Source organism: Oscillibacter hominis (genome assembly GCF_014334055.1).
In the GTDB taxonomy this organism is placed as follows: domain Bacteria; phylum Bacillota; class Clostridia; order Oscillospirales; family Oscillospiraceae; genus Oscillibacter; species Oscillibacter hominis.
Genome location: NZ_CP060490.1, coordinates 535,498 through 557,400 on the forward strand (window position 1 = coordinate 535,498; position 21,903 = coordinate 557,400).

Here is a 21,903-nt window from a genome sequence, read left to right on the forward strand (position 1 = left end):
CCGCCCTTATAAAAAGGGCTTCATCTGTTCCACATTGGACTGCTCGGTTGCAAGGAGCTCTTCCGCCAGCGACCGCACCTGGCTGTCGTTGCCGGCGTAGTCGTGGAGATGCTTCAGCCCCTTGGTGATGCCCATTTGATTCCCCTTGATGACCATTTCGGCAATCTTGGAAGAAGAAGGGTCTGCCAAGGTCTGCACAGTGGACATGACCTCGGAGGAAACCCGGGCCATGAGGGCAGGCTCCTTGGGTGTTTCGCCTTTGGAGCGCAGCATCTGGGCGGAGCGTCTTGAGATGTTTTCATACTCCGAAATCTGGGAGTGGATGGACTCTCTCAGCCTGTCGTCGGCCTGCCCCACCACATTTTGGAGCCCCTCTATGCCCATCTCTGCCGTCTCGTGGACAAATTGGAGCAACTCGGTATCCTGCATTGTACTCACCTCTGCCAATAGTATGACCAAAGCGGACAAGAATACTTACAGATCCTCCAGGTCCGCGGCGGGCAGGTCGTTTTCCACGTTGTCCCGTCCCAGGTCGGTGTCGATGACGGGATATACGCTGGGGATGGGTTTCTCCTGGAGTCCCGGCTGGGGAAGCTCAATGCGCTTTTTTTCATCCATTGCAATCACCTCCGCCATAGTTTGCCCGTAAACAGGTGATTTATGTCGAATTGCGTCATTTGCAGCGGTCAAACAGCAAGATGCACAGTATAATAATTTGTTATTTATGCAAAACATCTATTAAAACAGACTGATCTGTTCCGAGGGGCGCACGTTCTTTCGTGCGGTTTCCCGACTCACGCACTCCGGGAGTTCCTTCAGGAACAAGGACTCGCCCGGCCCGGCGGTGAGGATCAGTTCCTCCCGGGCGCGGGTCATGCCCACATAGAACAACCGCCGTTCCTCCTCCACGTCCGTGGTCCTGCCCTGGGCCTTCAGGGGAAGGGTGTCCACGCCGGCCAGGAAGACTGCCGGAAATTCCAGACCCTTGGAACCGTGGAAGGTCATGAGGCGCACCGCCCCGGACTCCCAGCCTCTGCCTGCGGCGCGGCACAGGTCCGCCTCCTGTCCCAGGGTCAATGCGTTTAAAAAGCCGGGAAAGTCAGCGTGGAAGACCGCCGTGTTTTTCAGCTGCTCCAGGGCAGATGTGCTGCCGTACTGCTCTGCCCAGCGCTCGATCAGAAGCCGGGGCTTTTCCCTGCCCACCAGGGGCAGATAGGCCTCCGCCCGGGCCAGCCAGTCCTCAAGGAGGCCGTAGCCCCGCACGGTATCCCGCAGCGCCTCCGGATCCAGCGTCTCCAGGCCGCGGCAGGCTGCCCGGGCGATTTGGATCAGATCGGCCGGGCAGTCCCACAAAAGGCGCAGGGCGGTTTTTAGGGCGGCGCCGTCGCCGGGGCTCAGGAGAAAGTGGAAAAAGGAGAGGACGCCCCGGACTTCGTCACGCTCTAAAAACTCCTCCCGTCCCGTCACCAAGCAGGGGATGTCGTCGTGGCGCAGGCATTTTTCCACCAGCTCCAGCTGGCGGTGGGTGCGGCAGAGGACGGCGATGTCGGAAAACGCCCGGGTGCTCCGCTCGTGATCCAGGCCCTGGGCCTCTAACATGTCCACGCCGCCGGTCATGCGTCCGATCTCCTTGGCAATGAAGACGCCCTCTTCAAAGCCTCCCGCGGCCCGTACCAGGCGCACCTGGGGCCCGGAGGGGCGGTTGGGATGAAGGAGGCGGGGCCCGCCGGAGTTTTTTTCAATGACCCCAAGGGCGGACTCCAGAATCTCAGGCGTGGAGCGGTAATTTTCCATAAGGCGGATTTCCCGCGTCTCAGGATACTCCTCCATCAATTGCCGGAAACAGCGCCCGCTGGCGCCGCGGAAGCCGTAGATAGACTGGTCCCCGTCGCCGATGACAAAAAGGCTCTTGCCGCCCCGGCTCCAGGCGCGGACCAGGTCGTATTGGACAGCATTGATGTCCTGGAACTCATCCACCAACAGGTGGGTAAACCCTTTGCGCCCGGCGGTATCCAGCTTCAGCGCCTCTGTCAGCAGGTCGTCAAAATCGAGTAGGCTCAATGTCTTGAGCCGGGCGCAGTAGGCCTCCTGGAGGGACGCATCCACCTCCGCCTCCTCCGTGGAGGCGCCGCTTTTGACCTGGGACACCGCCTGAAGGAGGGCCCTGGCGCTCTTCTTGCTCCCCGCCTCCCGCAGGACGTCGGACGCGGTCTCAATGGCTTCTCCCTGGCCGATGAGGCGCACCTTGCCCAGGAGCTTCAGGCAGATGGAGTGGAAGGTGCCGATGGTCATGGAGGACACAGCACGCTTGCCGCCAAGGCGCTGCTCCAGCCGCTGGCGCATCTCGGCGGCGGCCTGGTTGGTGAAGGTGACGGCGGTGATCTCCCCGGGCTTGACGCCCCGCTCCTCTACCAGGTAGGCGATCCGTGCAACCAATGTCTTGGTCTTGCCCGTTCCCGGGCCGGCCACCACGGCCACCGTACGCTCCGGCGCACAGACCGCCTGGTGCTGCTCCGGGTTGAGGGAGTCCGCCTCCGGAGAGGATGGGGCGGGGGCCGCGGCCTTCTTTTTCAGCGTCCGCTGGCGCCTTGGTGCCTGCTGGGGAGCCGAGGCGCCGAAAAGGGAGACCTGGCCGCTGAGCAGTGAGATTTCAGAGGGCGTCAGCAAAGAGATGGTGCCGAACTCCCCGTCGAACCCGGCGCGCCGCTGTACCTGGCCCAGCCGGAGGCGGCGGATGCCCTCCGCCACGCAGGGGCCCGACACGCGCTCAATGTCGGGGATGGGGACCTCTCTCAGGATGTGAAACTCCGGCCCCAGTTCCCGGAGCATGTGCTCATACTGCTCCAACGTCTTTTTCCCGGCGGCCGGGGCCCCGGTGGAGGCGGCGATGACCTCCGGCAGGGGGGCCAGGCTTTCAAAGGGCCTGGCGGTTGGTGGGCGGAAGCCGTGGGGCCGGTCGGCCAGCTCCTCCACCCGGTGTTCCACGCCGATGGTCAGCTTTTTTCCGCACACCGGGCAGCGGCCCTCCCGCGCCTCCGTCTCAGCCGGCGTGAGGCAGACGCCGCAGCTGCGGTGGCCGTCCAGGTGATATTTGCCCTCCTCGGGGAAAAATTCAATGGTTCCGGCAAACCCCTCCCCGGTGCGGATGGCCTGCATCAGCTGGGGATAGGAGAGGCCGGTATCCAACAAATTGGCCTCCCGGCCCAGCTTGGAGGGGGAGTGGGCGTCGGAATTGGACACCAGCGTCAGATGATCCAGGGCGGAGAGGCGCCAGTTCATCGGCGGGTCGGAGGAGAGGCCGGTCTCCACGGCGTGGATGTGGGGCGTCAGATCGCCGAAGCACTCCTCCATGGTGTCGAAGCCGGAAAAGGCGCCGAACATGGCAAAGTGCGGCGTCCAAATGTGGGCGGGGATCAGCTCCGCGCCGGGGCAGGTCTCCAGCGTCAGCTCCAATAGGTCCCTGCTGTCCAGGCCCAGGATGGGCCGTCCGTCGGAGTGGATGTTGCCGATGGCCTCCAGCCTGGCGGAGAGCTCCTCCGCATCCTCCAGGCTGGGCAGAAGGATGAGGTTATGGACCTTGCGGGTCTTTCCATTCCGCTTATAGATGGAGCTGATTTCACCCGTGACCACAAAGCGGGGCGCCTCCGCCGCCTCCCTGTCCGGAAGGAGCAGTTCCTCTCGCAGCGTGTAGACCCCGTCCCCGGCGGGGAGCAGCTGCTCTTTGAGTTCCGCGCGCCAGGCGGGATGAGTGAAGTCCCCGGTGCCCAATAGTTGGATGCCCTTGCGCCGGGCCCACCAGTCCAGGTGGGGCAGGTCGCAGTCGCGGCTGGTGGCCCGGGAGAAGCGGGAGTGGATGTGGAGATCGGCAATATACAAAATGTCACCTTCTGTCGAATGGTTTTCTCGATTATACCGCCTACCGCGCCCCTTTGCAACGCCAGTCAGAGTCTTGCCAGGTGGGAAATCCTGTGATACAGTAGAAGCGTTGTGGGAAAGATATGCTCTGACCCCTGACGGTAAACAAGCGACCGTTCTGACAATCCCGGAGGAGTCCGGGCGGGAAGAGGCGGAAAAGGGCGCGCTGCGGCACGCCCCGGATAGTCTGCGCCTTTTCCCCGGGGGAAAGGCGCTTTTGTTGTTTGGAGGGTGAGAAATGAAGACACGAATTGCCCTGCTTGCCATTGTGGTGCAGGAGACCGGATCGGTGGGACGGCTCAACGAGCTGCTCCACCAGTACGGGGCATGGATCATCGGACGGATGGGCGTTCCCTACCGCCAGCGGGGGCTTCACATCATCAGCGTGGCCATGGACGCGCCCCAGGATGAGATCAGCGCCCTGGCCGGGAAGATCGGGCGGCTGGAGGGCGTCACGGCGAAAACAGTTTACGCGCCGGCGGAGTCCGGCGAAGGACAGGAAAAGGAGAAGAGATAAGATGAAAAAAGCGGTAGCGGCAGGATTGAGCCTCCTGCTGATCCTCTCCCTGGCCGCCTGCGGCGGCTCAAATGGAGCAGGCGGGGAAAGCGCCTCCATTCCCTCGGCGGAGGCGGAGCAGGCGGTCACGGTTCGGGCGGCGGCGCTGAAGGGCCCCACCGCCATGGGCCTGGTGAAGCTGATGCGGGATTCGGAGGACGGGAACAGCACCTATGGATATTATGACTTTACGCTGGCTGCGTCCGCCGACGAGGTGAGCCCCGGCCTGATCCAGGGGGAGCTGGACGTGGCCTGCGTTCCGGCCAACCTGGCGTCGGTGCTCTATGAAAAGAGCAAAGGGGAGATCGTGGCCCTGAGCATCAATACCTTGGGCGTCCTCTACATCGTGGAGCGGGGGGACAGCGTGACATCTCTCTCCGATTTGAAGGGCAAGACCATTGCGGCGGCGGGGAAGGGCTCCACGCCGGAGTATGCCCTGCGGTATCTGCTGCGGGAAAACGGAGTGGACCCGGACACGGATGTGACCATTGACTGGAAGAGCGAACACAGCGAGTGCGTCAGCGCCCTTGCCTCCGGCAGCGAGGCCATCGCCCTGCTGCCCCAGCCTTTTGTCACCGTGGCCCAGGGGAAGATAGAGGGGCTGCGGGTAGCGCTGGATTTGACGGAGCAGTGGGACAGGCTGGAGAACGGCTCTGCCCTGATCACCGGCGTGACCGTGGGACGCCGGCAGTTTGCGGAGGAGCACCCGGTGGCGACGGCGCTGTTCCTGGAGGGGTACGGCGCGTCTGTGGCGTGGGTCAACGAACAGACGGAGGACTCGGCCCGGCTCATCGGCTCCTATGGGATTGTGGACACCGCGGTGGCGGAGCAGGCGCTGCCTCAGTGCAACATCGTGTGCATCACCGGCGCTGAGATGAAGGAAAAGCTGTCCGGCTATCTTGAAGTGCTCTATGACCAGGACCCGGCTTCCGTGGGAGGTGCTCTGCCTGAGGACGACTTCTATTACGGCGCGTAAAGCGCCGAGGCTCTGGGCCGTGGTTTTCTGGCTGGCCGTGTGGCAGGGGTGTGCCTTACTGGTGGGGGAAGGGCTGCTGCTGCCGGGGCCGATTGACGCGGCTGTGAGCCTTGCCCTGCTGATGGGCTCCATAACGTTCTGGCAGGCGGCGTGGTATTCGGCGGCGCGTATCCTGGGCGGCTTTTTCCTGGCCGCCGCAGCCGGAGTGCTCTGTGCCGGCTGCAGCTGTGCCTTCCAGGCGGTGCGGGAGCTGCTGCGGCCCCTGGTGGACGTGGTTAAGGCGGTGCCGGTGGCCTCGTTCATCCTGCTGGCGCTGATGTGCGTGCCTGCCCGGAAGCTGTCGCTGCTGATCTCCTTTCTGATCGTCTTTCCGACGGTCTACGGCAATGTGCTGGAGGGGAGCGGCCGCGTGGACCCCGCTCTTCTGGAGATGGCCCGTGTGTTCCATGTGCCGCCCGCCCGGCGGATTCGGAGCATCTACCTGCCCCAGGTGATGCCCTACTTCCGCTCGGCATGCTCCCTGAGCCTGGGGCTTTGCTGGAAGGCCGGAGTGGCGGCGGAGATCATCGGGCTGCCGGCCGGGTCCGTCGGAGAACGGCTCTACACGGCGAAAATCTATTTTGAGACGCCGGAGCTGTTTGCCTGGACAGCGGTGGTGGTGGCGTTGTCGGCCCTCTCGGAGCGGCTGATCCTTGGACTCTTAGACCGCATTTGCGGCAGGATGGGAGGTGCGTGATGGACGCGGTGCATCTTTGGAAGTCCTACGGGAGCAGGCTTGTCCTGCGGGACCTCTCCTTTTCGGCGCCTCCGGGCGTCACCTGCATCGAGGCGCCTTCCGGCGGCGGGAAAACCACGCTGCTGCGGATCGTCCTGGGCCTGGAGAAGGCGGACCGGGGAAGGGTGGAGGGCCTGGAGGGAGCCAGGCTGGCCGCCGTGTTCCAGGAGGACCGGCTGCTGCTCCACGCCACGGCTCTGGAGAACCTGGCCTTTGTCCGCCCAGGCGCGGAGGAAGCGTCGGCAGAGCTGCTGGAGGAGCTGGGCCTGCCCTTGTCCGGACAGCCGGTGGGGGAGTTCTCCGGGGGGATGCGCCGCCGGGTGGCCCTTGCAAGGGCGCTGGCTGCGCCGTCGGACGCTCTGGTACTGGACGAGCCCTTTACGGGCCTGGACCGGGAGAGCCGTGCCGCGTGCCTTGCGTGTCTCCGGCGCAGGGGAGAGGGGAAGGTCGTCCTGCTGGCTTCCCACAACCCCCAGGATGCCCGGGAACTTGACGCCCGGGTGATCCGTCTGCCTGTCATCTGAAAAAACGCGGCGGCCTTTGTGGCCGCCGCGTTTTTTAACGGATAAAGCTGGTTTTGATCTTTGGCTCGTACTGGGGGCGGGCCACACCGGCCTGGTCGCCGGCCTGGATACACTGGAGCAGCCAGGCCATGTTCTCCCCAAGGGTGCGCATGGTCTGAAGGCCCTCCTCGTCCTGAAGCACCTGCTCCGGCGTGTTGCCGTGCACCTGGTTCCAGTACTGGGAGGGGACGATGGGCATGTTGCTGATGGTGAAGTATTTGTTCAGCTGGTCAAAGGCCGCCGACGCGCCGCCCCGGCGGCAGGAGACCACGGCGGCGCCGGGCTTTCCCGCCATCTTGCCGCCGGCTATGTAAAAAAGCCGGTCCAAAAACGAGGTGACCTGTCCGCTGGCGGCTGCATAGTGGACGGGGCTGCCCACCACCAGGCCGTCGAATTCGTCCAGACGCCCGGCGATCTCGTTGACCAGGTCGTCCCGGAAGCAGCGGCCGGTTTTGGCGCAGCTGCCGCAGCCGATGCACCCGGCCACAGGCTGCACGCCCAGGTAGGCGATCTCTGTCTCCACGCCCCGGCGCTGCAGTGCCTTTCCCACCTCGCTGAGGGCGGTGTAGGTGCAGCCGTGCTCATGAGGGCTGCCGTTGAGCAAAAGTACCTTCATAGAAAACGCTCCTTTCAGATGATCCGCCGGCCATGCCGGCCCTTTACGGAATTCAGTGTAGCACGGCGAAAAATCAAATGCAAATTCCTTTAACAACTGCAGTAAAAATTTGTATCATCGCTCTCGCCAAGCTTCGCTGATGGTGGGCGATGGCAAGGCCGCGCTGGCCCTCCTCTCCGGCCACTGAGTTTGAAAAGGCATTGTCCTGATGATGCGCTGTCCCTTTTGCTGACGGCTTTTGCCTTTTTTCTGGCGGATAGGCCCATTGGGACTAAGCTGCGGCTATGCAAAAGACTATATGACGGTGATCCCTGCGGGCATTCCTGTTTCCATACACCCCCTGTACTAACGACGCCGGGCGAGTCTCCGATGTTCGAGCAGGCACATCCTTTTATCAAAAGCCTGGAAAGTTCCGCCAGATCCTATTAAAGTGACCTGGATGGGGTTTACTCGGATTTTTCCTGAATGATATGAAAATACAGGAAAAATGGAAACAAAGCGCCTGGTAAAACCGTCTATATACAAATGAGCATTCGCGCTACATCTTGTGTCGGGAGAGGGATTTGGCACTATATTTTCTGAAAGTGGCTTGTGGAATAAAAGAAGATAGTATATAATAATAGCGCTAAATACTCTTTGTGGAGCAACACAGTTGATCACCGACGATGAAATGAGGTAAAGAAAATGAAAAAGCGTGTTGGTATCAAAAGAATCGTTTCCTTTTGCCTGACCCTTGTGCTTGTGTGCGGTCTGGTGACGGTGCAGAGCACCGCTGCCGCACTGAGCGACATCAAGGGCCATTGGGCGGAGGAGGCCATCCGGTCCGGGGTGAACGCCGGTTACATCAGCGGCTATCAGGATGGCACGTTCCGGCCGGACAACCCTGTGTCCCGTTCGGAGTTCTCCAAGATGCTCAATCAGGCTTTGGGCCTGAGCAACACGGTATCCATCAGCTTTTCCGATATCAGAAGCAGCGACTGGTGCTACTCTGAGCTCCAGAAGGCGGTTTCCGCCGGCTACATCGCCGGCTATACCGATGGCACCTTCCGGCCCAACCAGACCATCACCCGCCAGGAGTCGGCATTGATGCTCAGCCGCGTGGTGACGCTGCCTGCGTCGGTTTCCTCCTCCAAGGTCTTTGCGGACTCCTCCTCCATCGGGGACTGGGCCCGCGACGGCGTGGATATCATCTACACCAAGGGGTACATGAAGGGCGACGGGAACAATAAGTTCAACCCCAATGCCAAGATGACCCGCGCCCAGGTGGCCCAGGTGATCTACCTGCTGCTCAAGGGCGAGAACGTGGTGTCCGATTCCACGGTTTCCATCTCCTCCGCGGTGACCCGCAGCAACACCCTTTACGCCAACAATGTCACTGTGACCGACGATACGGGAAGCGGCGCCGTGACGCTGCGCAACAGCCGTGTCTTAGGCGCCCTGACTGTCAACGGCGGCAGCATGGTCACGCTCTATGACACCAATGTAAACTACCTGGCCGCCTCCAAGGAGGATGCGGCCATCTATGCCACCGGGAACTCGTCGGTGAAGGAAACCGTGGTCAAAAACGGCGTCACCCTCTCCGAATCCTCCCTCACCGGCGACGGCTTCCAGAATGTGACACTCACCGGCTCTTCACTGGCCAGCAGCACCGTCAAGCTCTCCGGTACATTTGACAAGCTGACCGTGCAGAGCAGCACCGTCATCAACCACAGCAGCGGTAAGATCGCCGCCATGAACCTGACCAGCAAGACCAACACGGTGATCCAGAAGGGCACCATCACCGCCCTGACCGTGGACAAGGCCGCCGCCGGTACCACCATCTCCCTGGCCAAGGGTGTCAGCGTGGGCACCGCCACCATGAATGGCCTGACCACCTTCTACGGCGAGGGAACCATTTCCACCGCTGTGGAGAATGTGAACGGCATCACCTATGAGACCCAGCCGGGCAAGATCACCAACAACGCCGACAAGGATCAAAACGGGATCCTCCAGCCCACCGTGGTGCCCTCCAAGGGCGCGGGCTCGGTGGACCCCTCGGCCACCATCTCCCTGGTCTTTGACGAGGCCATCTACAATTCCAGCGGGAACAGCGTCTCCAACAGCTACATTGAAAACTCCGTGGTGGAGCTGCGCCGCGGAAGCTCTTCCGGCACCAAGGTGAACTTCTCCGCCTATGTCAGCGGCAGGACCGTGACCGTGACGCCGGATTCGGAGCTTGCCACCGGTACCACCTACTATGTGGTCGTAAAGGGCGGTACTCTGAAAAACAGCGCCGGACAGCGGAACACGGAGTACACCTCCTATTTCGGGACCAAGTCCGCTTCCACCACCCTGAGCCCCACAGTATCTCCCTCCAACGCCTCCACCGGTGTGGCCATCTCCAGCGCCATCACCCTGACCTTCCACGATGTGCTCTTCAACTCCAGCGGCAACACCCTCACCACCTCCTATGTGGAGGGCAGCGTGGTGGAACTGCGCCGTGGAAGCACTTCCGGCGCGCTGGTCAGCTATACCGCCTCCATCAGCTCCGACAAGAAGACCATCACCATCCGGCCGGATGAGGATTTGGCCACCAACACCACCTATTATGTGATCGTGGCCTCCTCCAAGCTGAAAAATTCCGACGGGGCCACCAATCCCAAGGTCACCTCGTACTTCACCACTGGCACCTCCACCACCCTCACGCCCTCCGTGTCCCCCACCAACGGCCGCACCAGCGTGTCCAAGACCACCAGCATCACGCTGAGCTTTGACGAGGCGATTTATGAGGATGTGGGCGTGACGCTGACCGCGTCCTATATCAGGAACAGCGTGGTGGAGCTGCACAAGGACAGCACCACCGGCGAAAGCCTTGCCTATACCGCCACCATCAGCTCCAACAAGCGCACCATCACCATCAAGCCCAACGTGGCGCTGGCGGACGACACCACCTATTATGTTGTGGTGAATAAGGGGACGCTGGTCAATGAAAACGGCAGCTCCAACGGGCGCTTTGTCTCCAAGTTCTCCACCGGCAAGACCGTGGAGACAGACATCGTGGTCTCTCCCGAAGATAAGGCCGTCAACGTCTCCGCCGGCAGCCCTATCACGGTGACTTTCGGCTCCCCGGTCTACCGGTCGGGCTATACCACTTTGAAGCCCTCCTATGTGGAAAGCACAGCCATTGAGCTGCGCCGCGGCAGCACCTCCGGTTCCAAGGTGGACTTCACCGCCTCTGTTTCCAACGACGGCAAGACAGTTACCATCCAGCCCTACAACGACCTGGAGCTGAATACGAAATACTACGTGGTGGTAGTGTCCGGAACCCTGGAATACGAGGATGGCTCCAATGTGGGCTCCTTCTCCTCCTATTTCACCACGGAGGATTCCAACCCCCTGAACATCGCGGTGGATACGGAAAACGACGTCTCCAGCACCTCTGCGGTATTTTCCGTGCAGTCCGATGTGGAGGGCAAGCTGACCGTGACGTATTCCGGCGGCGGCAAGACCACCACCCTGGTCTCCAATATCACCACCAAGGCGAATGAGGCCAGGCGGTTTGAGCTGTCCGACCTGAAGGCGGGCACAAGCTATACCATCCGCGCCACGCTGGTGTACAACGGCCTCACCTACACCAAGAGCCAGAGCTTCTCCACCACCTCCTCTTCCGTCACCTCCACACTGAAGGAGATGCGCCTGATTGCGGATCCCGATGTTTACAGCATCATTGATACCGCAACCACGACTACCTCCTATACGGTTTATCCCACGGCGGCTGTGGGCGCGAAGTTGACCATGCTGCCCACCGAGGATTCCGTCAGCTCCATTGAGTACAAGATCGGCACCAGCAGCTCCACCCCCTATATCCAGCTGGATCGGGACAGCGATGGGTATTATACCATCTCCAATCTGGATTTTGCCAAGGGTGAGACCATGACGATCCAGATCAAGGTGACGGCTGAAAATTCCAGCTACACCCGTACATATACGGTGAAGATCATCTGCAACTATTAATTCAAGAATAGGGAAGCGGGCCGCGGAAAATATCCGCGGCCCGCTTTTCAAGAATAGGGACTTCCTCTGCGCTCATAGGATAAATGGCGAAAGGGGGAGTGCCCATGCTGTCCGCTACGCTGCTGCTCCTGTGCAACAGCCTGCTGTTTTCCCTGAGGCTGGAGGGGAACGGCAGTTCATTTCCAAAGCCCCTCTCTGCGGCGGAGGAAAAAATGTATCTGGAACGGTTTTCACAGGGGGATGTGGAGGCCAGAAATGTACTCATCGAACACAATCTGAGGCTAGTGGCACATATCATCAACAACGGGTGAAGCGGAAGGAAAGAAACTCTGGACCGACTACAGGAAAAAGGCTTTGAAGCGCACGGGTAAAAATGTAATTTTTAAGTACAAGGTCATACTGGAAGGATGATTCAAGAACTTTGCGGGGCGTATAGATTAAGACAATTTCATCAAAAAAGCGCCGTTATTTCCGGTTGGAAACAACGGCGCTTTTTTGATGAAAGACCTCATAAGGCATTTAAGCAGCTCAATAGACACAGACGATCCGTACTGTGCACGCTTTATCTGCTTGTTTGTATCCAGTTGTTCTGCCGCAGCACCCGCTCCCGCATCTGCTCCACAAAGCGCTCCGGGCCCAGCACACGGACCACGGGGCCAAAGCCCAGCAGACGGATGAGGACCTCGGTCTCGTCGTCCCGCTGATACCACAGCTTGACGGTGCAGGTTTTCGTCTCCTCGTCGTACTCGCTCTGTTTTTCATAGGAGGAGAACTCCACCATAAAACGTTCGATGCCGTTGCGCTCACGGGTGACCCGGAGGAGCAGCGGCTCGGCGCAGCGGTGCCTGACCCGCCAGCCTTCCAGATCCAAGGGACCGTCATACCGCTCGGTGGAGGGCCCCACTTCTTGGATGCGGCTCAGGTTCAGGATATGGTAGCCCTGGAAGACTCCGTGCCACGCTTTGGCTGTGTAGACCCGGAACTTGTCGTCCTTTGCGGAGTACTCCAGCCGCAGAGGCCGGTGGTCGCCCAGCTGTAAGCGGCTCTTGGGCGGCGCGTAGGCCAGGCGCAGGAAGGCCCCCTCCCGCAGGGCGGCCAGGATGGCCTGGAAGTGCCGACGGTAGTCCGGGTCGGTGTAGCCGTCCCCGTCCAGGTAGCGGTCAAAATAGAAAAAGTCCTCCTGCCGGTAGAGTGGCGCCACGTCCCGGAGGGCTTCGGTCAGGTGGTCGAGCTGTTCGTCGGTCATAAAGAGCCGGATGCGCGGGTCGCCCAGCAGGGCTTTCAGCCAGGCGCGCTCCAGGGCCGTTACCGGCAATGCAGGCGGATGCTCCAGCAGGGAGAACAGCAGCCCGTCCCGCTCCTCCAGCAGCGGCCAGGCATTCTGATTCAGCAGCTTGGGGATAAGCTGGAGGGTGCTCTCCCCGTAGCCCCGCTCTCCCACCAGCGCCTCCACTTGGCGTCGTGTCAGCGGCGCGGCGTGGAGAATGTCGGCCACCACCTGATAATAGCAGCCGTAGACCTCGGAAAAGAGTTCCACTATTCCTCACCCCCGTACATCCCCACCATGCGGTGTACATCGTCATAAAAGCGGTCTATGGCGCGCTGATCGTCCCCTTCCAAGGCTACAATGCGTCCGATAAAGGTCTTGACCCAGTTCATCATCTCGCCCACGTCGTAGACCTCGTTGGTGTAGCGCCACAAACCGGGCTCCAGCTGGGCCACATGGCCGCCCCGGCCCTCCCGGCGCAGGCGCTGGATGATGTGGGGCTCGTGCTCCTCGTCCACCGCCACCGTCATGGAGAAGCGCCGGGTCCGCTCATGTCTGGGCAGGGCGGGGCCCCAGGCATGGGCCAGGAGGAGGTCCGCCAGGGCGCGGTAGTTCTCGTCCCCTTCGTGCCCGGGGAGGGGCGCCAGGGCCTTGATATAGTCCAGCCGGAAGGTGGAGAACCGCCGCTGTTCCAGGTGGTGGGCCACCAGGTAACGCCGCCCGCTCTGGACGCTCACCATGATCTTGACCGGCACCACCCGGCAGACGCTCTGCCGCCCGTCCCGCCCACTGACGTTGGTCAGCTCCAGCCGCAGGCCGTCCCGGAGGGCCTCCAAAATGGTGAGGAGAATCTGGTCCTCCAGGGTGTGGACGATGAAATGATGCTTAAACCGGAGACTGGGATTCTCTCCTCCGAGGCGGCCGGACAGAAAATAGCCGACGACGGAGAGCGGGGCGGCCTCTCCGAAAAAGCCCAAGAACTCCGATAGGCCGGTCTGATCCGGGAACAGAGAATCCAGGGAGCACGGGGAGATGGCATAGTACAGCCTTCGACCTTGCTTTTGCGTATTCAGGATTCCCAGTTCCTCATACTCCTTCAGTTTCCGCCGGACAGTGGGCAGCTCGAAAAGCTGTTCCCCACGCTCCGCCAGTTCGTCCGTGATCTCCTCCGCGTGGCGGGGCTGGCCGTCCGAGAGCAGATCCAACAGGTAAAAGTGGAGGGTGATGTCGTTGTCGGTGAAGCTCTTGGACTGCCAAGCCCGATAGAGGGGATTGTGGGGGAGCTCCGAGGCATCCACGGAGAGGAACACGGCCTTCCCGCCGGGGCGGTACTCCCAGCGCAGGCCGTCCCCCAGCCAGCTCTCGATGCGCCGGCGCTCGTTGTCGTAGGTACGGGCGCTCTTCTGGTCGAAGTCTTCCCGGGTCTTGTAGCCGAAAATCAGAAAATCCCGCATGTAGTCCCGCACCCGGTCAAACCGCTTGACCAATTCACTGTAGGCCATGCCGCCACCTCCTCTTATCTGTCAGTTTACGACATATCGGGAGACCTCGCAACTTTTTTGGAATGAAAAGTTTTCCACCTGCGGTTAAGATTGGAACATGAAAGGCGCCAACAGCAACTTCGATTAGCTAAGTTGGTATAGCAGTTGACTTAAGATCAACGTTTCGCGGGTTCAAATCCCGCATCAAACGGCGCCTTGCTATAAACGCACCAACAGCAATCCTACATACAGCTGTTAACTGTGAATCGTAAACGGTGCGTTGTCAAAAGGCGTCAACCGCAGCTTTTCAATAGCTAAGTGGTAAAAGCGCCTGGCTCATAACCAGGAGACGCGGGTCCGAATCCCGCTGAAATGGCGCCTTGATTTCCCAAAGGCACAGACAGCAATCCAATTTGGTCATTCCATTCAGGAACGTGGTTCAACTCCACAACGCCGGGCAACCGGTGTCGAAACTGTGCCTTGCAATCGTCAAGCAGGTAAGGAGGTCATCATCATGCTTGCGTTTTTGAAGAAAGAAGCCCTCACCACCCGCACGGAAAACGGCGCGGCCGCCTACGCCACCACCATGAGTGATTGCCTGGACCTGTTTTCCACCGTCGGCGCGCTCCGCGCTGCCTCCGAGGCGGAGATTGCGGACCGCTTCACCCGGGCCTGGGCGGAAAACCCCGACCTGGCAATGAAAATCGCCTTCTTCGCCCGGGACGTCCGGGGCGGCCTGGGCGAGCGCCGGGCCTTCCGGGTCATGTTAAAGACCCTCTCCGCCTTGGCCCCCGCGTCTGTGGTCAAGAACCTGGCGAACATCCCCGAGTATGGCCGTTACGACGACCTGATAGCCCTGTTGGACACCCCTTGCAGGGGGCAGATGCTTGTCTACATAAAGGGGCAGCTTGCCAGGGATATCGCCGCCCTGGGCACGGAGGAGGAATCTGTCTCCCTGCTTGCCAAGTGGCTCCCCTCGGTGAACGCCAGCAGCGCGGACACCGTCCGTGCCGCCAAGCAGGTGGCCCGCGCCCTGGGCATGAGCGACGCCCGGTACCGCAAGACCCTCTCCGCGCTCCGGGCCAGAATTGCCATCCTGGAGAATAGCCTCCGGGAGCGGGACTATACCTTTGACTATGCCAAGCAGCCTTCCAAGGCCATGTTCAAGTACCGCAAAGCGTTCCTCCGCAACGACGGCGTACGCTATCAGGCATTTTTGGAGCAAGTTCGCTCGGGCGAGGCCAAGCTGCACACGGGGACCCTGTATCCCTATGAGCTGGTGGCCCCCATCCTGAACGGCACAGTATCCGAGGCCGAGCGTCTCACCCTGGACACCACCTGGAACTCCCTGCCCGACTACGCCTCGGACGGCGACGCTCTGGTGGTGGTGGACGGCTCCGGCTCCATGTACTGGAATGGGGCTCAGCCCATGCCCGCCACGGTGGCCCTTTCCCTGGGGCTCTACTTCGCCCAGCGGAACACTGGGGCCTTTCGGGGCCACTTCATCACCTTCTCCAGCAGACCCAGGCTGGTGGAGGTGAAGGGACGGGATCTCTACGAGCAGGTGAAGTACGCCGAGAGCTTCAACGAGTGCGCCAATACCAACGTCCAGGCGGTCTTTGACCTCATCCTGCGCACGGCGGTGAAAAACCGTTTAAAGCAGGTCGACCTGCCCGCCACGCTGTACTTTATCTCCGATATGGAGTTCGACTCCTGCGCGGAGCACGCGGATTTGACCAACTTCAATTGCGCCCATCGGGCCTTCGAGGCCAAGGGCTACAAGCTTCCCCGCGTGGTGTTCTGGAACGTGGCCAGCCGTGCGCTCCAGCAGCCCGTCACCATGAACGAGCAGGGCGTGGCGCTGGTCTCCGGCTGCACGCCCCGGCTCTTCGAGATGGTCCTGGGCGGCAAGCTGTCCCCCTACGCCTATATGTTGGATATTCTGAGCGCCCCCCGGTACCGGGACATCGCGGCATAGGCTGAGATCTGTGAGAAAGAAGGGGGCGTATCCCTTTGGAGGATGCGCCCCCTGTGTATAGGTGAACAATATGATTGAAATTACCGGCGCCCACAACACCGCCAAGGTGTTTATCGACACCATCGACGAGACGACCCGGGCGCAGATTACCACCATGTGCGACCAGGACTTCCTGGAAAACTGCCGCATCCGGGTGATGCCGGACACCCACGCGGGCAAGGGCTGCACCATCGGCACCACCATGACCCTCCATGACAAGGTGGTGCCCAATATGGTGGGCGTGGACATCGGCTGCGGCATGGAGACGGCCATTTTGGACGAGAAGTCCCTGGACCTGGAGGCTCTGGACCGCTTCATCCGTGCAAATATCCCCGTGGGCATGGAGATTCGGGAGCACCCCCATTCCTACCAGACCCAGGCCGATTTGAGCGCGCTGCGCTGTTTTGGCCAGATCAACGAGCATCGGGCCCGCCATTCCATCGGCACCCTGGGCGGCGGCAACCACTTCATCGAGGTGGACCGGGACGATGAGGGAACCTTGTACCTGGTTATCCACTCCGGCAGCCGCCACTTGGGCACAGAGGTGGCCCGCTGGTACCAGGAGGAGGGCTACCGCAGCCTCTCCGGTAACAGCAGGCGCCAGCTCCAGGAGCTGCTGGACGCCCTCAAAGCCGAGGGTCGCTTCCAGGAGATCGAACCCGCCCTGCGGGCGGCCAAGCGCCGCCGCCCCGGCGGGGCCGTCGCTCAGGATCTGGCCTACGTGGAGGGGGCCCTCTTTGACGACTACCTCCACGATATGGCCCTCACGCAGCGCTTCGCCCTCCTGAACCGCAGGGCCATAGTGAGCGAGATCGTCCGGGGCCTGGGCCTGACGGTGCGGGAGACCATCAGCACCATCCACAACTACATCGATACCGGCACCATGATCCTCCGCAAGGGGGCCGTCTCCGCCCAAAAGGGGGAGCGCCTGCTCATCCCCATCAACATGCGGGACGGCAGCCTGCTCTGCGTGGGCCGGGGCAACGAGGACTGGAACTGCTCCGCCCCCCACGGAGCGGGCCGGCTCATGAGCCGTCACGCGGCCGCGGCGGCCTTCACGGTGGAGGAGTTCCGGCGCTCCATGGAGGGCATCTACACCACCTCCGTGGGACGGGACACCCTGGACGAGTGCCCCATGGCCTACAAGGACATGTCCGCCATCGTGGACAATATCGGCCCCACGGCCGAGATCATAAAGATCATTCGCCCCGTCTACAACTTCAAGGCGGGCGAGAGATGAATTGAGTTGAGAAACTTGAGAGAAATCATTTTACAAAACTACAGGAGATCGAGGAGACTGAAGGCGTCACCATCCTCCACGCCTCCAACCCGACCCTGTTCGAATGGAGTCAGTTGAATGCAGCTGCTTTTTCTCAACAAAAACTCCGGAATTTATTTGCCATCCATTTTCTCCTGAGCCGCTGAATCCTTCTCACAAAAGGGTTTGGCGGCATTTTTATGCCTGTGTGTTTCCGGAATGTCCGGACAACGCTTATTCAAGCTTTAGAGAAAGAAACTAAAAAATAACTATTTTGAACCCGGTATTCCAACTGCCTCACGACTCGCGTATTGTGCCCCTTGATCACTGCGAAAAGTGAAATCGCGCCCCGGTTTTCGTTCCGCCACAGAAGCTTAATTTGACCGGCTCGCCCATCTGGTAGCGGGCTACCAACTCCTGCTTTTCCTCTGGCGCCAATCGTCTTTTCATCAAACCGCTCCTTTCCGCGTTGATGCCCTTATCATAGCACATTCAAATACCGGACGGCTTGGCCGGCCGGTATTTTTATGTTCTGCCGCTCATAGCTTAGAAGCGAGGTGATGCAATTTGGAGAGCGCACAGAAAGAACTGCTGAGCGTCCTGTTGGGGCACGTCTTTTCCCTTGGCCTTATATCGAAATCCACCTATTCTCACGCGGAAGATTTGGTGCATTCTGTGATAGACTTACCGGAGTTGTTGCGGTATCCTGTGTGCTTGACAGAGGAGGCGAGCAGGCATGAATGTATTGAAAATACGCAGTGAGATGAGAAACGGGAAGTCCATTTTTGATCTCCCGCTGCGCGTAACTTTTTACGCCAGAGTATCGACTGACAAAGACGAACAACTCAACAGCCTGGAAAACCAGGTGCAATATTATACGGAACTGATTCAATCGAAACCCAACTGGACTTATGTTAAGGGGTACATTGACGAGGGCATCAGCGGGACAAGTACCAAAAAGCGGGATAGTTTCAATCGGATGATCGCGGACGCCAATGCGGGACGTTTTGACTTCATCATCACGAAAGAAATATCCCGCTTTTCCCGTTCTACCCTGGACAGTATCCAGTACACTCAACAGTTGCTGGAGCACGACGTGGGAGTGTTGTTCCAAAACGACAACATCAATACCTTGGACAGCGACAGCGAGTTCCGTTTGGTGGTCATGGCCGGCGTGGCCCAGGACGAGGTGCGCAAGCTCTCTGAACGATTGAAGTTCGGTTTCCGCCAGGCCATCAAAAACGGCCATGTGCTGGGAAACGACAAGCTGTGGGGGTACGACAAAAAGGACTGCGTGCTGACGATCAATGAGGAGGAGGCCCGGGTGGTCCGCCGGATTTTCGACCTCTACGCCAACCAGCAGATGGGCATTCGCCGCATTTCCCAGACGTTGTATGACGAAGGCTTTACCAGCCGGAAGGGCAACGCCTTCAACGTGCTGACCATCCGGCATATCCTCTGCAACCCCAAGTACAAGGGCTGGTACTGTGCCAACAAATCCCAGACGGTGGACTACCGCAGCAAGCGCAAGGTCTTCCTGGAGGAGAGCGAGTGGGTCATGTACCCGGACCCCTCTATCCCGGCCATTGTATCGGAGGAACTGTGGGACCGGGCCAACGCACTCTATAAGCGCCGCAGTGAGCAGATGATGTCCCACCAGAGCGCCGCCGAGTTCCACAACCGCTACCCGTACAGCGGCAAGATCATCTGCGAGGAGCACGGCACCAGCTTTCACCGTCAGGTGCTCAAGAGCGCCAAGGGGGAAAAGGAGGTCTGGCAGTGCCGGGTGTACCGCAATCGGGGCCGGGCGGCCTGCTCCGCGCCCCAGCTGCGCACCACGGAGCTGGATCAGATCATGGCTCAGATTTTCGATCAACTGGCCCAGGATAAGCAGGCCATTGTGGACGCGGTGGTGAAGGTCATCCAATCGGTCCCCGATGAGCACGACTATGGGCGGGACGTATTGCGCATCGAGGAGGACTTGTCCGCAATCCACGCAAAAAAGGACCGCCTGCTGGAGATGAGCATGGCGGAGGCGATCACCATCGAGGAGTTCAAGCGCCGCAACGACAGCTTTAATGAGCAGATCAAAGAGCTGGAGGAACGGCTGGAGTTCGTGAAAACGGAGGCGCAGAAGAGCAAGCGCTCCATAGAGCAGTTGGAGCAAATCCGCACCGCGCTCGAACAGGAGCTTTCTTTCGAGAACGGCATCAATTCAACCCTGGTGACCACTATTCTGGACCACATCGTGGTCAAAAAGAGCAGCACCAAAGAGGAAGTGCATCTGGATATTCACCTGAAATTCGGCGACCCCTGCGGGGTCGTTTTTAACCGCAACGATTCCTCCTTTTGTTTCAGCCGTTTAAAAAATACTACACTCCAAATGCCGACCAGGAGGATTTGATTTCCATAGGGACCATCGGGCTGATCAAGGGGATCAGCAGCTTTGACCCCTCCAAAGGCGCGCGTTTGGCCACCTATGCAGCCCGCTGTGTGGAAAACGAGATTTTGATGTACTTCAGAAGCCAGAAGAAATTACAGGGCGAGGTCTCCCTCTCCGATTCCATAGAGACGGACAAAGACGGCAACTCCCTTATGCTGATGGACGTCGTGGGAGTGGACGACACCATGCTGGAGGATCTCCATGACCGGGACAACAGCATCCGCATCCGCCATCTGGTGCAGGAGTGCCTGACGGAACGGGAGGCGCAGATCATCCGCCTGCGTTACGGCCTGGGAGGCGGAATTCCCCAGACCCAGCGGGAGGTGGCCAAGGTGTTCGGCATCAGCAGAAGCTATGTGTCGCGCATTGAAAAGCGGGCACTGAATAAATTGGAGGAGGCGTTGGGCACGGAATAAGGGCGGCCTGATAGTGAATGAAGAGTCAAAACCGCCTGCAAAAAGAGTTCCAGCTATTTTGACAGCATTTGATGGGGGAACGTGCCATTCTTTGACAGATGATCCGTTGACAAATCCCACAGCAATGTGCTAAAGTTTTACCAATCGTAAGCCGTGCGGTTTCGGCACGGCTTGCTGTGGGAGGGTAAAAAATGCTGGATATTCTGTATGCAATTTCTGATTTCCTGTGGGGCACGCCCATGACGGTGGCATTGTTGGGCACAGGGCTCTTTTTGTCGATCGCCTTTGGCTTCCGGTATAACTTTCGGAAAATCGGCTTCCATTTTAAAAATACCTTTGGAAAGATGTTCAAAAAGGGGGAGGGGACCGGTACGGTCTCCGGCTTTGCCGCCGCCTGCACCGCCATGGCCAACACCATTGGTGTGGGCAACATCGGCGGCGTGGCCACGGCCATCGTGGCCGGGGGGCCGGGCGCGGTGTTCTGGATGTGGGTCTCCGGCCTTCTTGGGATGTCCACCAAGGCATGTGAGATCATCCTGGGCCAGCGTTACCGGGTGAAATACAGCGAGTCCATGGATGAGTACATGTGCGACCGCTCCTTTGTGATGAAAAACGCTCTGGGCTGGAAGCGGGGCGCGGTGGTCCTGGCGGTGGCCTGCTTCGTCCTCGGCCCGTGGACCTGCTGCGTTCAGACGGAGTCCGTCACCAGTTCCCTCGAGGAAGGGTTCGGCATTAATCCGCTGATCTCCGTCATTGTGTTGGGCGCCACCTGCCTGCTGACCATTGCCGGCGGGCTGAAGCGCATCTCCTCCATCATGGAGAAGGTGGTGCCCTTTATGGCCATGCTCTACATCCTGGGCGGCCTTGGTATTTTGCTGATGAACCTGCCTCAGGTGCCCGCGGCCTTCGGCCTGATTTTCAAGAGCGCCTTCACGCCCATGGCCGGAGTGGGCGGTTTTGCCGGCGCAACCGTCCGGGACGCCATCCGCTACGGCATTGCCCGGGGCCTCTATTCCAATGACGCCGGAACCGGCTACGGCATCATTGCCCACGCCTCAGCCAAGACGGACCATCCGGTCCGCCAGTCCTCCTGGGGCTGGGGCGAGGTGTTTTTGGACACGATTGTGGTCTGCTCTGTCACAGCGCTGTCCTTGATCCTGACCAATGCCTACATCGACTATCCTGAGATCGACAGCGCCCAGCTGACCACCGTGGCCTTTAAGGTGGCTTACGGAGATTTCGGCGGCTGGTTCATGGCCATTGCCATTACGATTTTTGCCTGGACCACCATCATCGGCATGTACTACAGCTGCGAGAAGTCGGTCAACTACGCCTTTGGCGACACCAAGGCCAACCGCCGGGCCACCTGGGTCTACATGGTCTATTACATGGTGCCCTGCGTGGTGCTTTACAACATCCAGGCGGACGCACTGTGGGCCATGACCGATATCCTCTCCGCGGTTTATGTGATCATTACCCTGATCTTCATCTATGCCAAGCACAAGGAAATTTTCCGACTGTTCCACGACTTCTGGGACCGCTTTGTCCCGGCCCAGCAGCGTGGGGAGCATCCGGAGAACGTCAGCTATGGCACGGTGGACGAGAAGGCTGAAAAGGGAGTGTAAAC

Annotated in this window: 18 protein-coding genes and 2 tRNA genes; 13 read left to right on the top strand and 7 right to left on the bottom strand. The window is 60.1% G+C overall.

Going from position 1 to position 21,903, the window contains the following annotated elements:
* Positions 1–6: 6 nt before the first annotated feature.
* The 3 genes from H8790_RS02775 to H8790_RS02785 all read right to left on the bottom strand — a co-directional run bounded on the left by H8790_RS02775 (position 7) and on the right by H8790_RS02785 (position 3,876).
* On the bottom strand, positions 7–429 hold the full coding sequence (locus H8790_RS02775) for a hypothetical protein (protein ID WP_187333501.1): 423 nt from the start codon (positions 427–429) through the stop codon (positions 7–9).
* 45 nt (positions 430–474) lie between these two features.
* Positions 475–618: a hypothetical protein gene (locus H8790_RS02780; RefSeq protein WP_187333502.1), complete on the bottom strand. Its 144-nt coding sequence runs from the start codon at positions 616–618 to the stop codon at positions 475–477.
* A gap of 120 nt (positions 619–738) precedes the next feature.
* The gene (locus tag H8790_RS02785; RefSeq protein ID WP_187333503.1) at positions 739–3,876 is read right to left on the bottom strand and encodes a UvrD-helicase domain-containing protein; all 3,138 of its coding nucleotides are present in this window, start codon (positions 3,874–3,876) and stop codon (positions 739–741) included.
* A gap of 277 nt (positions 3,877–4,153) precedes the next feature.
* Between H8790_RS02785 and H8790_RS02790 the strand changes: the two genes are divergently transcribed.
* Genes H8790_RS02790 through H8790_RS02805 form a run of 4 tightly spaced genes read left to right on the top strand, consistent with a single transcriptional unit; the run spans position 4,154 to position 6,746 of the window.
* Positions 4,154–4,432 carry a TM1266 family iron-only hydrogenase system putative regulator gene (locus H8790_RS02790; protein WP_187333504.1) on the top strand — a complete coding sequence of 93 codons (279 nt, stop codon included), beginning with the start codon at positions 4,154–4,156 and terminating at the stop codon, positions 4,430–4,432.
* Between the two features lies 1 nt (position 4,433).
* A complete protein-coding gene (locus tag H8790_RS02795; RefSeq protein ID WP_187333505.1) occupies positions 4,434–5,447 on the top strand; it encodes an ABC transporter substrate-binding protein in 1,014 nt (337 codons plus the stop codon).
* A gap of 19 nt (positions 5,448–5,466) precedes the next feature.
* Positions 5,467–6,183 carry an ABC transporter permease gene (locus H8790_RS02800; RefSeq protein WP_243208551.1) on the top strand — a complete coding sequence of 239 codons (717 nt, stop codon included), beginning with the start codon at positions 5,467–5,469 and terminating at the stop codon, positions 6,181–6,183.
* Positions 6,183–6,746, top strand: a complete 564-nt coding sequence (locus tag H8790_RS02805) for an ATP-binding cassette domain-containing protein (protein WP_187333507.1) — start codon at positions 6,183–6,185, stop codon at positions 6,744–6,746. The genes H8790_RS02800 and H8790_RS02805 overlap by 1 nt, the downstream gene beginning before the upstream one ends.
* A 34-nt stretch (positions 6,747–6,780) precedes the next feature.
* Here the strand turns inward: H8790_RS02805 and H8790_RS02810 are convergent, their stop codons facing one another.
* Complete coding sequence (locus H8790_RS02810) at positions 6,781–7,401, bottom strand: flavodoxin family protein (protein WP_187333508.1); 621 nt, start codon at positions 7,399–7,401, stop codon at positions 6,781–6,783.
* A gap of 684 nt (positions 7,402–8,085) precedes the next feature.
* Between H8790_RS02810 and H8790_RS02815 the strand changes: the two genes are divergently transcribed.
* Both H8790_RS02815 and H8790_RS02820 read left to right on the top strand, forming a co-directional pair.
* Complete coding sequence (locus H8790_RS02815; RefSeq protein WP_187333509.1) at positions 8,086–11,394, top strand: Ig-like domain-containing protein; 3,309 nt, start codon at positions 8,086–8,088, stop codon at positions 11,392–11,394.
* Between the two features lie 104 nt (positions 11,395–11,498).
* Positions 11,499–11,705: a sporulation sigma factor SigK gene (locus tag H8790_RS02820; RefSeq protein ID WP_187333510.1), complete on the top strand. Its 207-nt coding sequence runs from the start codon at positions 11,499–11,501 to the stop codon at positions 11,703–11,705.
* A 251-nt stretch (positions 11,706–11,956) separates the two neighbouring features.
* Here H8790_RS02820 and H8790_RS02825 read toward each other — a convergent pair whose 3' ends face one another.
* Positions 11,957–12,931 carry a WYL domain-containing protein gene (locus H8790_RS02825; RefSeq protein WP_187333511.1) on the bottom strand — a complete coding sequence of 325 codons (975 nt, stop codon included), beginning with the start codon at positions 12,929–12,931 and terminating at the stop codon, positions 11,957–11,959.
* The gene (locus tag H8790_RS02830) at positions 12,931–14,163 is read right to left on the bottom strand and encodes a WYL domain-containing protein (RefSeq protein WP_187333512.1); all 1,233 of its coding nucleotides are present in this window, start codon (positions 14,161–14,163) and stop codon (positions 12,931–12,933) included. Before H8790_RS02830 ends, H8790_RS02825 begins: the two co-directional genes overlap by 1 nt.
* A 121-nt stretch (positions 14,164–14,284) precedes the next feature.
* Here H8790_RS02830 and H8790_RS02835 point away from each other — a divergent pair.
* The 4 genes from H8790_RS02835 to H8790_RS02850 all read left to right on the top strand — a co-directional run bounded on the left by H8790_RS02835 (position 14,285) and on the right by H8790_RS02850 (position 17,399).
* Positions 14,285–14,350, top strand: a tRNA-Leu gene (locus H8790_RS02835).
* Between the two features lie 95 nt (positions 14,351–14,445).
* Positions 14,446–14,518: transfer RNA gene (locus H8790_RS02840), tRNA-Met, on the top strand.
* 138 nt (positions 14,519–14,656) lie between these two features.
* Complete coding sequence (locus H8790_RS02845; protein ID WP_187333513.1) at positions 14,657–16,120, top strand: DUF2828 family protein; 1,464 nt, start codon at positions 14,657–14,659, stop codon at positions 16,118–16,120.
* Between the two features lie 70 nt (positions 16,121–16,190).
* Complete coding sequence (locus tag H8790_RS02850) at positions 16,191–17,399, top strand: RtcB family protein (RefSeq protein WP_187333514.1); 1,209 nt, start codon at positions 16,191–16,193, stop codon at positions 17,397–17,399.
* A gap of 342 nt (positions 17,400–17,741) precedes the next feature.
* On the opposite strand, the gene H8790_RS13960 is transcribed toward H8790_RS02850, so the two are convergent.
* Positions 17,742–17,867: a hypothetical protein gene (locus tag H8790_RS13960; protein ID WP_256404481.1), complete on the bottom strand. Its 126-nt coding sequence runs from the start codon at positions 17,865–17,867 to the stop codon at positions 17,742–17,744.
* 286 nt (positions 17,868–18,153) lie between these two features.
* Here H8790_RS13960 and H8790_RS02855 point away from each other — a divergent pair, with 286 nt between their 5' ends.
* The 3 genes from H8790_RS02855 (at position 18,154) to H8790_RS02865 (ending at position 21,901) form a co-directional block, all read left to right on the top strand.
* Positions 18,154–19,821 carry a recombinase family protein gene (locus H8790_RS02855; protein ID WP_187333515.1) on the top strand — a complete coding sequence of 556 codons (1,668 nt, stop codon included), beginning with the start codon at positions 18,154–18,156 and terminating at the stop codon, positions 19,819–19,821.
* On the top strand, positions 19,767–20,276 hold the full coding sequence (locus H8790_RS02860; protein WP_187333516.1) for a sigma-70 family RNA polymerase sigma factor: 510 nt from the start codon (positions 19,767–19,769) through the stop codon (positions 20,274–20,276). Before H8790_RS02855 ends, H8790_RS02860 begins: the two co-directional genes overlap by 55 nt.
* 191 nt (positions 20,277–20,467) lie before the next feature.
* Positions 20,468–21,901: an alanine/glycine:cation symporter family protein gene (locus H8790_RS02865; protein ID WP_187333517.1), complete on the top strand. Its 1,434-nt coding sequence runs from the start codon at positions 20,468–20,470 to the stop codon at positions 21,899–21,901.
* The last annotated feature ends 2 nt before the right edge of the window (positions 21,902–21,903 follow it).

Bases quoted from the DNA above. Each gene is read 5' to 3' on its own strand.
- H8790_RS02795 (WP_187333505.1), top strand. From the start codon at position 4,434: ATGAAAAAAGCGGTAGCGGCAGGATTGAGCCTCCTGCTGATCCTCTCC.
- H8790_RS02775 (WP_187333501.1), bottom strand. From the start codon at position 429: ATGCAGGATACCGAGTTGCTCCAATTTGTCCACGAGACGGCAGAGATG.
- H8790_RS02780 (WP_187333502.1), bottom strand. From the start codon at position 618: ATGGATGAAAAAAAGCGCATTGAGCTTCCCCAGCCGGGACTCCAGGAG.
- H8790_RS02805 (WP_187333507.1), top strand. From the start codon at position 6,183: ATGGACGCGGTGCATCTTTGGAAGTCCTACGGGAGCAGGCTTGTCCTG.
- H8790_RS02820 (WP_187333510.1), top strand. From the start codon at position 11,499: ATGCTGTCCGCTACGCTGCTGCTCCTGTGCAACAGCCTGCTGTTTTCC.
- H8790_RS02790 (WP_187333504.1), top strand. From the start codon at position 4,154: ATGAAGACACGAATTGCCCTGCTTGCCATTGTGGTGCAGGAGACCGGA.
- H8790_RS02865 (WP_187333517.1), top strand. From the start codon at position 20,468: ATGCTGGATATTCTGTATGCAATTTCTGATTTCCTGTGGGGCACGCCC.
- H8790_RS02855 (WP_187333515.1), top strand. From the start codon at position 18,154: ATGAATGTATTGAAAATACGCAGTGAGATGAGAAACGGGAAGTCCATT.
- H8790_RS02830 (WP_187333512.1), bottom strand. From the start codon at position 14,163: ATGGCCTACAGTGAATTGGTCAAGCGGTTTGACCGGGTGCGGGACTAC.
- H8790_RS13960 (WP_256404481.1), bottom strand. From the start codon at position 17,867: ATGAAAAGACGATTGGCGCCAGAGGAAAAGCAGGAGTTGGTAGCCCGC.
- H8790_RS02850 (WP_187333514.1), top strand. From the start codon at position 16,191: ATGATTGAAATTACCGGCGCCCACAACACCGCCAAGGTGTTTATCGAC.
- H8790_RS02815 (WP_187333509.1), top strand. From the start codon at position 8,086: ATGAAAAAGCGTGTTGGTATCAAAAGAATCGTTTCCTTTTGCCTGACC.
- H8790_RS02810 (WP_187333508.1), bottom strand. From the start codon at position 7,401: ATGAAGGTACTTTTGCTCAACGGCAGCCCTCATGAGCACGGCTGCACC.
- H8790_RS02845 (WP_187333513.1), top strand. From the start codon at position 14,657: ATGCTTGCGTTTTTGAAGAAAGAAGCCCTCACCACCCGCACGGAAAAC.